The sequence below is a fragment of the Labrys sp. Lb11 genome, from assembly GCF_057554225.1.
Map to the genome: position 1 here is coordinate 784377 of NZ_BAAJOT010000004.1, position 12286 is coordinate 796662.

The 12286-nt window shown below is 71.5% G+C and carries 9 protein-coding genes and 1 pseudogene; 6 read left to right on the forward strand and 4 right to left on the reverse strand.

Going from position 1 to position 12286, the window contains the following annotated elements; translation table 11 throughout:
• Positions 1-38: 38 nt before the first annotated feature.
• The 3 genes from AC27L4_RS18220 to AC27L4_RS18230 all read right to left on the reverse strand — a co-directional run bounded on the left by AC27L4_RS18220 (position 39) and on the right by AC27L4_RS18230 (position 4564).
• Positions 39-458 carry an NAD(P)-dependent oxidoreductase gene (locus AC27L4_RS18220; RefSeq protein ID WP_487143675.1) on the reverse strand — a complete coding sequence of 140 codons (420 nt, stop codon included), beginning with the start codon at positions 456-458 and terminating at the stop codon, positions 39-41.
• A gap of 187 nt (positions 459-645) precedes the next feature.
• Positions 646-1041, reverse strand: coding sequence for an RNA-binding S4 domain-containing protein (locus AC27L4_RS18225; protein ID WP_487143677.1), 396 nt, complete (start codon positions 1039-1041; stop codon positions 646-648).
• Between the two features lie 4 nt (positions 1042-1045).
• Positions 1046-4564, reverse strand: a complete 3519-nt coding sequence (locus AC27L4_RS18230; protein WP_487143831.1) for a helicase-related protein — start codon at positions 4562-4564, stop codon at positions 1046-1048.
• A gap of 311 nt (positions 4565-4875) precedes the next feature.
• Between AC27L4_RS18230 and AC27L4_RS18235 the strand changes: the two genes are divergently transcribed.
• The 3 genes and pseudogenes from AC27L4_RS18235 (at position 4876) to AC27L4_RS18245 (ending at position 8052) form a co-directional block, all read left to right on the forward strand.
• Positions 4876-5643: a DeoR/GlpR family DNA-binding transcription regulator gene (locus tag AC27L4_RS18235; protein WP_487143679.1), complete on the forward strand. Its 768-nt coding sequence runs from the start codon at positions 4876-4878 to the stop codon at positions 5641-5643.
• A pseudogene (locus AC27L4_RS18240) lies at positions 5639-6784 on the forward strand (MFS transporter); the annotation flags it as partial. The gene AC27L4_RS18235 and the pseudogene AC27L4_RS18240, both read left to right, overlap by 5 nt.
• A gap of 110 nt (positions 6785-6894) precedes the next feature.
• The gene (locus tag AC27L4_RS18245; protein ID WP_487143680.1) at positions 6895-8052 is read left to right on the forward strand and encodes an AAA family ATPase; all 1158 of its coding nucleotides are present in this window, start codon (positions 6895-6897) and stop codon (positions 8050-8052) included.
• 4 nt (positions 8053-8056) lie between these two features.
• Here AC27L4_RS18245 and AC27L4_RS18250 read toward each other — a convergent pair whose 3' ends face one another.
• Entirely contained in the window at positions 8057-8728 is a 672-nt protein-coding gene (locus AC27L4_RS18250; RefSeq protein ID WP_487143681.1) for a GntR family transcriptional regulator, read from the reverse strand.
• Between the two features lie 140 nt (positions 8729-8868).
• On the opposite strand from AC27L4_RS18250, the gene AC27L4_RS18255 reads away from it, so the two are divergent.
• From AC27L4_RS18255 to AC27L4_RS18265, 3 genes are read left to right on the forward strand one after another with little or no spacing between them, the layout of a single operon-like run.
• A complete protein-coding gene (locus AC27L4_RS18255; RefSeq protein ID WP_487143682.1) occupies positions 8869-9456 on the forward strand; it encodes an amino acid synthesis family protein in 588 nt (195 codons plus the stop codon).
• The gene (locus AC27L4_RS18260) at positions 9449-11230 is read left to right on the forward strand and encodes an alpha/beta fold hydrolase (RefSeq protein WP_487143684.1); all 1782 of its coding nucleotides are present in this window, start codon (positions 9449-9451) and stop codon (positions 11228-11230) included. The genes AC27L4_RS18255 and AC27L4_RS18260 overlap by 8 nt, the downstream gene beginning before the upstream one ends.
• A gap of 15 nt (positions 11231-11245) precedes the next feature.
• Positions 11246-12280, forward strand: coding sequence for an LLM class flavin-dependent oxidoreductase (locus AC27L4_RS18265; protein ID WP_487143686.1), 1035 nt, complete (start codon positions 11246-11248; stop codon positions 12278-12280).
• Positions 12281-12286: the final 6 nt, after the last annotated feature.

Here is a 12286-nt window from a genome sequence, read left to right on the forward strand (position 1 = left end):
CGTGCTCCTGCAGCCGGAAAATAGTTATAATCTATCGATTATGCAATCGCGGCCTGCTCGAAATGCGCGGCGAAGCTGGCGGGCTGGCGCTCCAGCATGGCGATCAGGGTGAAATCCGAGAGCTGGGGCCGATTGCTGACATGCACGGGGACGCGGAACCGGCGGGCGGCGCGGACGACGCGGTCTTCCAGCTCCACCGCCTCCACCGTCACCAGCACGGCGCTGGCGCCGGCAATATCGACATCGGCAACCGGCCGCAGGCGCAGTTCGACCGCGAAGCGCTCCACGAAGCGGCGGATGGCGGCGTCGACCCGCGGTGCGACCAGGACGACCTCGTCGCTGCGCACCGTCGCCAATCGCAGGATGTCCAGCGTGTTCGCCGCGCCGCCGACGACGACGATGCGGTCGCGGGCCGCATGGGCCGCCGGGAACGGGTGCAGCATGCCGTCGAGAGCCATCGCCTCCTCCCTTCCGCGGACGGCATGGATGCCAGCCGTGTCGTCTCCGCAAGGTGGCCCGGATCGGCGGCCGGGGCGAGACGGGCAGGATTTTTTTGTCGGCGGCCGCGGGAGAAGAGGCTTCTCCGCAGCCGGGACGAGGCAGCATATCTCTTGCCGACGCACCGAGGGCGCGCAGCCCCGCGCTTCAATCGTCGTCGCCTTCGTCGAGGAAGCGGTCGATCTCGCGCCGCTCGCGCTTGGTCGGACGGCCGGAACCGGGCACACGTTCGGCCACGGCGGCGTGGGTGTCGCGCGGCGGCGGTTCCGGCGACAGGTCCTCGTAGAGCGCCTGCGCCTCGCTCGCCGGGCCGCGCCGTTCGCCGAGGCCGAGCACGCGGTAGACCCTGACGGTCCGTTCCAGCGCGACGGTGAGCACGTCGCCCGGCTTGACCGGCTTGGACGGCGCGTCCGTCCGGACGCCGTTGAGGCGGACATGACCGTCCGCCACCAGCTTGGCGGCGAGCGTGCGGGTCTTCACCACGCGCGCATGCCAGAGCCATTTGTCGAGGCGCAGACGCGATGCGGCCTCGACCGGGCTCACGGGCTCAGGATTCCTTGCCCGACTTCTGCATCTGCTCCTTCAGGGCAAGCAGCTTGGCGAAGGGCGAGTTGGGGTCGGGCTGGCGGTTGTCGCGGCCGGACGGCCGCTGCTCGGTCGACCAGTTGCGCGGAGCCCGGTCCGCCTCGTTGCGGTCACGGCGCGGGCCGCGATCGTCCCGGCCGCGATCCGGCTTGCCGCCGCCGTTGCGGGCCTCGAACGGTCGCCTGTCCTCGCGCGGCGGCGCATTGTCGCGACGCTCTCCACCCTGGCGGTCGCGGTCGAACCGGCGCGGACGATCCTCGTCGCGGCGCTCGCGCGGCGCATCCCCCGGCCGCTGGGCGGCGTCGGGGGCGGCGCCGAGGCCGCGGCGGGCACCGGCCTGGCGCTCCCCGCCGCCGGCACGCTCGCCGAAGGGCCGATCGCCCTGGGGCCGATCGCCCTGGGGACGATTGCCTTGCGGGCGATTGCCGGGCTGGCGGTCACCCTGGCGCCGGTCGCCCTGGCCGCCGCGCGCATGCTGCGGGCGGTGATGGCGCTCGAAGCGCGCCGGCCTCCAGACCTCGATCTCGACCTCGGCCGGCGGTTCGGCCGTGGCGGATCCCGCCGCTTCGCCGGCCGTCGCCGTCGCATCGGCCGCTGCCGCAGGCTCGCTTGCCTCGGCCTCGGCGGCAGGCCCGGTCCCGGCCGCCTGGACGGCCTCGGCTGGAACATCTTCGGCGAGAGCCGACTCGACGGACTCCACAGATGCCGCTGCGACGGCGGGTTCGTGCGTCCCGGTCTCGTCGGCCGCCGGCTGGTCGACGGTCTCCTCGGCGGGATCGGTTTCCGCAGCGGGAGGCTCGAGAGGAGCTGCGGCCTCGACGGCAGTCTCGGCCGGCGCGCTGTCCTCGGTCACCGTCGCGGCTTCGGCGATCGTTTCGTCGGCCGGGGCGGCGTCGGACTGCGCCGGAGCCTCGGCGTCGGGGGCCTGTGCCTCGCCGTCGGCGCTGGCCTGGGGCAGGGCGGGCTCCACCGGCGCAGCCGGCGTCGTGGCCGCCGGCAGGCGGATCGCCTGGGTGATCGCCGGTCCGTTGCGCTTCTCCATGCGATAGCCGAGGCCGCGCAGGATCGAGGCGAAATCCTCGCCCGAGCAGCCGACCAGCGAGGTCATCTGCACCGTGGCGACGAACCCGTCGCCATCGGCGGCACCGGCCGGCGGCTCGCCCACCGTCGTGCCCGGGCGATAGGCGATGGCCGGGCGGATGATGTCGGCCAGGCGCTCGAGGATGTCGACGCGCACAGCCCTCTCGCCGCAGACGCGGTAGCCGACCAGGCGATAGAGGCCCTTGTCGATGCTGGTATCGGCCGGGATCGAAGTGCGGCCCGAGGCGGCCAGATGCGGGATCTCGTCGAGACCCTTCTGCTCCAGGCCGCCATGGTTCAGGGCCCAGAGCTGGACCGCCAGCGTGCGCGGCGCCGGCTTCATCAGGGCCGGCAGGTAGACGTGATAGGCGCCGAAGCGCACGCCGTGCTTGCGCAGCGAGGCGCGCTGGTCCTGGTCGAGCTGCTTGAGGTCCTCCGCCACCCGGTTGCGATCGAGCACCCCGAGCGCTTCGACCAGCTGGAAGGCGATGCCCTTGGCCAGGCCCTGCAGGTCCTCGGCCTTGTCGAGCAGCAGCAGCGGCCCGAGCAGGCGCGCCATGTGGTTGCCGATCCAGATCTCCAGCCGCGTCTGCACGGCATCGCGCGCCGGACCGGTCAGCTGCTCGTCGGCGATGAGGCGGATGCGCGGCGCCAGGGCCTTTTCGGAGCCGGCGAGCTTCGCCACCGGCTCGCCGACCCAGCGGATCGTGCCGTCGATGGCGAGCGCGAACTCGGTGTCCGGCGCCTGCGAGAAGCGCTGGGACCGGGCCTCGATCTCGCCGGCGAGCGCCTTGGCCGCGGCAGCCCGCAACGCCCGGCCGCTCTCGCCGTCGCCGGCGCTGGGGTCCGGGGCGAACTGGAAGCCCTGGAGGGTCCCGACATGCTGACCCTCGACGATGACGTCGCCGGTCCGGGTGATTTCAGTCTCGAGCATGGCATTTTCTCTAAGACGCCGCATCAGCACGCTGGTGCGACGGTCGACAAAGCGTTGGGCAAGCCGCTCATGCAGCGCGTCGGAGAGCTTGTCTTCGACGGCACGCGTCACGCCTTGCCAATGGGCAGGGTCCTTCAGCCAGTCAGGCCGGTTCGCCGCGAAGGTCCATGTCCGGATATGGGCGATGCGCGTCGACAGCGTGTCGATATCACCGTCCGTCCGGTCCGAGAAGGCCACCTGCCGCGCGAACCAATCGTCGGGGACCTTACCGTCCCGCATCAAAAAACCATAGAGGGTCGTGACGAGATCGGCGTGGGCATGCGGAGAAATTTTCCGATAGTCCGGCACCTGGGCGATCTCCCAGAGCCGCTCGACCGCCGCCTTGCCGTGCGCCATGGCGCGCACGTCCTCGTCCCGGGTGGCGATGGCGAGGGCGCGGATGTCGTCGGCATCGGGCGCCCGGGTGAGGCCCGGCTCGTCCGGCGGGCGCCCCAGCGTCTCCTGGAGCGCCTGCACCGAGGAGAAATCCAGGGCCGGGTTGCGCCATTGCAGCACCTTGACGCTGTCGAAGCTGTGGCTCTCGATCGCCTGGACCAGTTCCGGCTCGAAGCCGTCGCAGCGCCCGGTGGTGCCGAAGGTGCCGTCGCGGACATGGCGGCCGGCGCGCCCGGCGATCTGGCCGAACTCGGCCGGGTTGAGCCGGCGGAACTGGTAGCCGTCGAACTTGCGGTCGCCCGCGAAGGCGACGTGGTCGACGTCGAGGTTGAGGCCCATGCCGATGGCGTCGGTCGCCACCATGTAGTCGACGTCGCCGTTCTGGTACATCGCCACCTGGGCGTTGCGGGTGCGCGGGCTGAGCGCGCCCAGCACCACAGCCGCGCCGCCGCGCTGGCGGCGGATCAGTTCGGCGATGGCATAGACCTCCTCGGCCGAGAAGGCGACGATGGCGCTGCGGCGCGGCAGGCGGGTGAGCTTCTTGCTGCCGGCGAAGAGCAGGTTTGACAGCCGTGGCCGCGACACGACGTTGACGCCCGGCAGCAGCTTCTCGACGATCGGCCGCATCGTCGCGGCGCCGAGCAGCAGCGTCTCGGCCGAGCCGCGGCGGTTGAGCATGCGGTCGGTGAAGACATGGCCGCGCTCCAGGTCGGCGGCGATCTGGATCTCGTCGATGGCGACGAAAGGCACGTCGAGGTCGCGCGGCATGGCCTCGGCCGTCGCCACCCAGTAGCGCGCCGCATCCGGTTTGATCTTCTCCTCGCCCGTGACCAGCGCCACCTTCTCCGGCCCGACGCGGTCGACGATCTTGTTGTAGACCTCGCGGGCGAGCAGACGCAGCGGCAGGCCGATGATGCCCGCGCCGTGGCCGAGCATGCGCTCGATGGCGAGGTGGGTCTTGCCGGTGTTGGTGGGTCCGAGGACCGCCGTCACGCCGCGCGCGCGCATCGGCGGGGGAAGCACGGAAGGCATCATGGGCAGAAACGGGCCTCGATGGATTCGGGCGAAGTCAGATCGAGGGAAACCGTCGGCCGTCCCCGTCTGATACGCTATATGGTCCTTTTTCGCGTCCGCGTTAACCCCCCGAACGCGCGTCGAACGGAGCGTGGCCGAATCACTGCGGACGCGGCTTTCCCGATTTGTTCGCTGCGGCGGCCGGCGTCCAGCCGGACGGTGCACGTCGACGTTGATTTGTGCTTGGATATGCCGATATCGGCTTTTTTCATTGCGTGATTGTGCATGATCGTGCATAAACTGGCACCGTGTCCCGTGCCGGTGTCCCCATGTCCGCTCCTCCGTCGCCCGAAGAACGGCAGGCCGCGATCCTTGGCCGGATCGAGCGGGACGGCCGTGTCCTGGCGGCGGCCGCCGCCGTCGAGCTCGGCGTCTCCGAGGACAGCATCCGGCGTGACCTGCGCGACCTGGCGCAGGCCGGCCTCGTCCAGCGCATCCATGGCGGCGCGATCCGCCGTTCGCAGGTGCCGCAGGCCTTCGGCGAGCGGCTCGGCCGGCGCGCCGCGGAAAAATCCTCGCTCGCCGGCGCCGCGCTCGGCCTCATCAAGGCGGGGTCGACCGTCCTGCTCGACCAGAGCACGACCACGCTGGCGCTCGCCCGTCTCCTGCCGATCGGCTCGGACCTGGCGATCGTCACCGCCACGCCCGAGATCGCCATGGCGGCGCTCGACCGGGAGGTGTCGGAGGTGATCCTGCTCGGCGGGCGGCTCGATCCGCTGCGCCGCTGCGCCGCCGGCCCGGCCGTGCTTGCCGCCATCCAGGCCATTCGCTTCGACCTGTGCGTCCTCGGCGTCTGCGGCCTCGACATCGATCTCGGCGTCACCGCGCACGACCATGACGACGCCTGCCTGAAGCGGGCGATGGTCGCCGCCTCCGGCGAAACCGCGATCCTCGTCACCGCCGACAAGTTCGACACCGCCTTGCCCTTCCGCGTCGCACCGCTGTCGCGGCTCGACCGGCTCGTGGCCGAGGCCGGCACCCCGCCCGACACGCTGGCGCGCTACGCCGCGGCGGGCATCGACATCCTCACCGCCTGAGGCACCCATGATCTTCATGAGTCATCCCTGGCGGCCGACCGCCGCCGCCTTCTTCGTCAACGGCGCGGTCTTCGGCGTCTGGGCCACCCAGATCCCGCTGGTCAAGGACCGTCTCGGCCTCGATGCCGCCGCGCTCGGCCTGGTGATCCTCGTGCTCGGCGCCGGCGCCGTGCTGGCCATGGCCGGCAGCGGCTGGCTGGTCCGCCGCTACGGCAGCGCCGCGATGATACGCCGCTGCGGCGCCCTGTTCTGCCTGGCGCTGCCGGTGATCGCCATCGCGCCGAGCGTGCCGGTGCTCTGCCTCGTGCTGTTCGCCTTCGGCGCCAGCGGCGGCTGCATGGACGTGGCCATAAACGCCCATGCCGCGCAGGTCGAGCGCACCACCGGGCGCCTCTGCATGTCGTCCTTCCACGGCATGTGGAGCGTCGGCGGCCTGGCCGGCGCCGGCGCGGGCGGCCTGCTGCTCTATGTCCTGCCCGGCGCCGGGCAGACGCTGCTGGCGGCGCTGCTGCTCGGCGGCCTGCTCGCCTGGGCCCAGCCGCATTTCCTCGGCCGCAACGGCGCCGAGGCGGCCTCGGGCCACGTGTCGCTGCGGCCGGAGGCCATCGCCGTGCTGATCGGCATCCTGGCCGGCCTCACCTTCGAGGCGGAGGGCACCGTGCTCGACTGGAGCTCGATCTACCTGACGGCCGAGCTCGGGGCGGTCCCCGAGATGGCCGGCGCCGGCTATGCCGCCTTCTCCGCCACCATGGCGCTCGGCCGCTTCGTCGGCGACCGGGTGCGCCGGGTCTGGGGCTCGGTGGCGATGATGCTCGTCGGCTCGCTGCTGGGGGCCTTCGGCCTGGCGCTCGGGCCTCTCACCAACCATCCCGCGCTCGCCGTCCTCGGCCTCGCCGTGGCCGGCATCGGCATGTCCAACATCGTGCCGCTGCTGTTCAGCGCCGCGGGCAAGAGCCGGCATCCCGACACCGCCATCGCCGCCGTCTCGACGCTCGGCTATGGCGGCCTGCTGGCCGGTCCGCCGCTCCTGGGCTTCGTCGCCCATGCCACGTCCTACGGCATGATCTTCGTGGTCGCGGCAGCCATGTGCCTGGTGATGGCCGCCGGCGCCTTCGCGGTGAAGGGGGCGGACGCGACATGAGGCGGAGCGGGCCCTGCGTCGCCAGGGACGTCGTTGGGCGGCGGGTTTGACACGAGGCGGTGTCGGTGCCGACTCTCGTCGGCCTGACTCTGACCGGAGCCGCACGCCCCATGATCACCACGCTCGCGATCGCGGGCTATCGCTCGCTGCGCGACGTCCGGCTGTCGCTCGGCCGGCTCAATGTCGTCACCGGCGCCAATGGCAGCGGCAAGTCCAGCCTCTACCGGTCGCTGCGGCTGCTGGCGGACATCGCCCAGGGGCGGATCATCCAGTCCCTGGCCGCCGAAGGCGGCCTGCCCTCGACGCTCTGGGCCGGACCGGAGGCGTTCTCGCGCGCCGCGAAGCGCGGCGAGCATCCCGTGCAGGGCACGACCCGCAAGGCTCCCGTCAGCCTCAGGCTCGGCTTCGGCGGCGAGGACTACGGCTATGCCATCGACCTCGGGCTGCCCGTCCCCGCTGAATCGGCGTTCACGCGCGACCCGGTGATCAAGGCCGAGAGCCTGTGGGTCGGCGCGGCGCTCGGACGCGCCAACGCCGTCGCCGCCCGCAATGGTCCGTCCGTCCGGGTCCGCACCGGGGCGGGCGAATGGCGGCAGGCCTATCAGCACCTCGCACCGTTCGACAGCATGATGACCCATTGCAGCGATCCGCGCGACGGGCTGGAATTGCTGCTGCTGCGCGAGACCATGCGCAACTGGCGCTTTTACGATCACCTGCGCACCGACCGCGAGGCGCCGGCCCGGCGGCCGCAGGTCGGCACCCACACGCCGGTGCTCGGCGCCGACGGCGCGGATCTGGCGGCGGCGATCCAGACCATCTTCGAGATCGGCGACAGCGGCGCGCTGGAGGAGGCCGTGGCCGACGCCTTTCCCGGCGCGGCGCTCTCGGTGGCGACCCAGGGCGGCTTCTTCGAGCTGGAGATGCGCCAGCACGGCCTGCTGCGGCCGCTGAAGGCGGCGGAGCTCTCCGACGGCACGCTGCGCTACATCCTGCTGGCCGCCGCGCTGCTGTCGCCGCGCCCGCCCGCCCTGATGGTGCTGAACGAGCCGGAGACGAGCCTGCATGCCGACCTGATCCCGCCCCTGGCGCGCCTCGTCGCCCGGGCGGCGCAGCGCTCGCAGGTCGTGGTCGTCTCCCATGCCGCGGCGCTGGTGTCGCAGCTTGCCGGGGAGGCCGGCTGCCGGCGCTTCGTCCTCGACAAGCAGCTCGGCGAGACCCTCGTCGCCGGCGAGGACGAGCGGCCGGCCTGGACCTGGCCGCCGCGCTGAGGCGTCAGGACAGCACTTGGCGCGCCAGGGCCGCGACGGCATCGACATGGGCGATGCTCGCCCGTCGCGCCCCGTCGGCGTCGTGTCGCTCGATTGCCGCGACAATGCGGCGCATCTCGGCGATGGCGGCGGTGGAGCGGCCGGCTGTCGAGATGGTCATGGCCCTGAGGTGATTGATTCGGGCGTTGAGCGACTGCACCACGCTCCAGGCCACCGCCTTGCCGGCAATGGTGAAGAGGATCTCGTAGCAGTCGGTCGTCGCCTTGAGCACGCCGCGTGAGTTGCCGTCGTCGAACGCGCCCTGGATGGCGTCGATCGCGGCGGAAAGGCGGGCGACGTCGGCCGGCGTCGCGACCCGCGCGCAGGCCGCGGCCGCCTCCGCCTCCAGCAGGGCGCGGATTTCGTAGACCTGGGCGGCGCTGGCCGGGTCGGGCCGCGTCACCGCCGGCCCCTGGTTCTGGATGGTCTCCACCAGGCCCTCGGCCTCCAGGTGGCGCAGCACCTCGCGCACCACGGTGCGGCTGACGCCGAGCCGGTCGCAGAGCGTGCGCTCGACCAGGCGCTCGCCCGGCTGGAAGCGGAAATCCAGGATCGCGTCGCGCAGCTTCTCCAGCGCCAGCTCGCGCAGCGTCTTGGCGGTCCGGTCGACTTTCAGTTCGGCGTTCCGGTCGTCCACGAGGACCCCCATCCTGATCGGCTCAACGACCTGATTGAACCGAGATCGCCGGCCGGCGCAAGCTGCGCTTGACTCTATCGTAATATGGTATACCATAATCTCATCAATGCAAATCGAACCGCAACACCCGGGGAGCCTCGATGGCTGGTGAGCCGCGCAAGATCGTCACGTATCGGGAAACGACGCTCGTCGAGGGCGGCCGCGCCGCGCCGAAGCCGCTGCACCTCTTCGCGGCGGCTGCCGTGCTGGCCAATCCCTGGGCGGGGCGCGGCTTCGTCGAGGATCTGAAGCCGGAGGTGCACGCGATCGCACCGGTGCTCGGCGAACTGCTGACGGCCGAGATCCTGCGCATGACCGGGAGCGGCGAGGCTGTCGAAGGCTATGGCAAGGCCGCCGTGGTCGGCACCGCCGGCGAGGTCGAGCACGCCTCGGCCCTGATCCACACGCTGCGGTTCGGCAACCATTATCGCAAGGCCGTCGGCGCCAAGAGCTATCTCAGCTTCACCAACACCCGCGGCGGGCCGAACTGTCCGGTGGTCATCCCGCTGATGCACAAGGCCGACGAGGGCATGCGCTCGCATTACCTGACCATCCAGTTCTCGATCCTCGACGCGCCGGCGCCGGACGAGGTGGTGGTGGCACTCGGCGCCTCGATCGGCGGGCGTCCGCACCACCGCATCGGCGACCGCTACCAGGATCTCAAGGACCTGGGCGGCACCGATGTCTGAGGGCGGCACGATTCGCTATCGCGACCGGCACGGCGCCGAGGCGGCGGTCCGCTTCATCCGCCGCGGCCAGGGGGCGGCGGTGGTGCTCGTCCACGGCGTCGGCATGCAGGCCTCGGTCTGGGAGCCGCAGATCGCCGCCCTGTCCGGGCGCTACGACGTCGTCGCCCTCGACATGCCGGGCCATGGCGGCTCCAGCCTGCCGCCGGCGGATGCCCGCCTCTCCGACTATGCCGACCAGGTGCTGGCGCTGCTCGACGGCCTCGGCCTGAAGACGGCGCATCTGATCGGCCATTCCATGGGCGCGCTCGTCGCCCTGGAATTCGCCCTGTCGCACCCGGACCGGCTCGCCAGCGTCACGGCCATGAACGCCGTGTTCTGCCGCAGCCCCGAGCAGAGCGCCGCGATCGCGGGGCGCCTGGCGGCGCTGGATGCCGGGGACGGCGACTTCGCCTGGGACGGCACCATCGCCCGCTGGTTCGGCGATCCGGTCCCCCCGCGCTGGCGCGAGGCTGCCGCGCGGGTCGAGGCGCTCCTGGCCCAGGTCGACCCGGTCGGCTACGCCCGCACCTATCGCCTGTTCGCCACCTCCGACGCCGCGCATCGCGACCGGCTGGCCGGGCTCGCCGTGCCGGCCCTGTTCATCACCGGCGAGCACGACCCCAATTCCAGCCCGGCCATGTCCCAGGCGATGGCGCGCCTCGCCCCGTGCGGCCGGGCGGAGATCGTGCCGGGCGAGCGGCACATGATGACCCTGACCGCGCCCGAGGAGATCAACCGGCAGCTGCTCGCCTTCCTGGCGGAGGCGGCGGCGCAAGGAGGCCAAGCCATGGAAACGGGTCCTGCGGCGTTCGACCGCCTCGCCTTCCGCAAGGCGCTCGGCACCTTCCTCACCGGCGTCACCGTGGTGGCGACGCTGCAGGAGGATGGCGAGCCGCGCGGCTTCACCGCCAATTCCTTCACCTCGGTCTCGCTCGATCCGCCGCTGGTGCTGATCTGCATCGCCAGGACCGCGTCGAGCTACCCCGTCTTCAGCGCCGCCGGGCATTTCTCCGTCAACATCCTGGCCGAGACCCAGGCGGACGTCTCCAGCCTCTTCGCCACCAAGAGCGCCGACAAGTTCGCCAAGGCCGCCTGGCGGCGCGGTCCCGCCGGCAGCCCCATCCTCGACAATGTCGCCGCCTGGTTCGACTGCCGCCGCCACCAGGTGATCGAGGCCGGCGACCACGTCATCCTGATCGGCGAGGTCCAGGGCTTCGACCAGACGCCGGCCAATCCGCTCGGCTATTGCCGCGGCGCCCACGTCACCTTCGGCCTGTCGCTCGACAAGGTCGCGGCCAGCGGCGGACGCACCCGCGTCGGCGCCATCCTGGAGCATGACGGCGCCATCCTGTTCATCGCCGACGAGGCCGGCCGCCTCGACCTGCCCTTCGGGGCGGCGCTCGGCGCCGGCACGGATCCGGCCAGCCTGACCGGCCGCATGCGCCAGCTCGGCATCAAGGCCGATCTCGGCTTCCTGTTCGCGGTGTTCGAGGACCAGCAGGCCGGGGCCGGCGCCATGTCGATCGTCTATCGTGGCACCCTGCTCGAGCCGCCGGACCAGTCCGGCCCGGTCCGTCTCGTCCGCTTCGACGACATCCCGTGGGATGGCCTGCGCGACGATGCCATCCGCTCGATGCTGCGCCGCTATGTGCGCGAGCGCAGCGAGGACGTGTTCGGCGTCTATGTCGGCGACGCCGAGCACGGCAAGGTCCAATCGCTGGCGCGTGCCGGCTGACATCGGGAGAGTGCCGTGAAGTTTTCCCTCTTCGTCCACATGGAGCGCTCGGATCCGGCCAAGCCGCATCGCGAGCTGTTCGAGGAGCTGGAGGAACTGGTGCTGACGGCGGAGGCCGCCGGCTTCGAGACGGCGTGGATCGGCGAGCACCACGGGATGGAGTTCACCATCGCGCCCAACCCGTTCGTGCAGCTCGCCTATCTGGCGGCGAAGACCCGCATGATCCGGCTCGGCACCGGCAATGTCGTGGCTCCGTTCTGGCACCCGATCAAGCTTGCCGGCGAGGCGGCGCTGATGGATGTCGCCTGCAACGGCCGCCTCGACCTCGGCATCGCCCGCGGCGCCTACAGCTTCGAGTACGAGCGCCTCGTGCCCGGCCTCGACGCCTGGGGCGCGGGCCAGCGCATGCGCGAGCTCGTGCCCGCGGTGAAGCGGCTGTGGCAGGGCGACTATGCCCACCAGGGCGAGTTCTGGTCGTTCCCCTCGACCACGGCCTCGCCCAAGCCGGTGCAGGATCTCATCCCCGTCTGGATCGCCGCGCGGGACCCGGCCAGCCATGACTTCGCGGTCGCCGGCGGCTGCAACGTCCAGGTGACGCCGCTGGCCTCGGGCGACGGCGAGGTGGCGAGCCTGATGGAGCGCTTCAACGCGGCCTGCGCCAACCATCCGGAGGTGCCGCGTCCGCGCATCATGCTGCTGCAGCACACCTTCGTCGCCGATTCCCCGGCCGAGACCGAGGTCCTGTCGCGCGACCTCAGCGCCTTCTACGGCCTGTTCGGCGCCTGGTTCCAGAATAAGCGGCCGATCCATCAGGGCATCATGGCGCCGCTGAGCGAGGCCGAGATGGCGGCCATGCCGAACTATTCGCCGGAGACGGTGCGCCGGAACCTGGTCATCGGCGAGCCGGACGAGGTCATCGCCCGGCTGAAGGGCTACGAGGCCCTCGGCTACGACCAGTTCTCGATCTGGATCGACAGCGGCCTCAGCCACGCCCGCAAGAAGAAGTCGCTCGACCTGTTCATCCGGCACGTCATGCCGGCCTTCGCCTGAGGGAGG

What these genes read in the sequence shown, in the direction of transcription:
- AC27L4_RS18220 (WP_487143675.1), bottom strand. Translation starts at nt 458, where the DNA reads ATGGCTCTCGACGGCATGCTGCACCCGTTCCCGGCGGCCCATGCGGCC.
- AC27L4_RS18230 (WP_487143831.1), bottom strand. Translation starts at nt 4,564, where the DNA reads ATGCCTTCCGTGCTTCCCCCGCCGATGCGCGCGCGCGGCGTGACGGCG.
- AC27L4_RS18235 (WP_487143679.1), top strand. Translation starts at nt 4,876, where the DNA reads ATGTCCGCTCCTCCGTCGCCCGAAGAACGGCAGGCCGCGATCCTTGGC.
- AC27L4_RS18245 (WP_487143680.1), top strand. Translation starts at nt 6,895, where the DNA reads ATGATCACCACGCTCGCGATCGCGGGCTATCGCTCGCTGCGCGACGTC.
- AC27L4_RS18255 (WP_487143682.1), top strand. Translation starts at nt 8,869, where the DNA reads ATGGCTGGTGAGCCGCGCAAGATCGTCACGTATCGGGAAACGACGCTC.
- AC27L4_RS18260 (WP_487143684.1), top strand. Translation starts at nt 9,449, where the DNA reads ATGTCTGAGGGCGGCACGATTCGCTATCGCGACCGGCACGGCGCCGAG.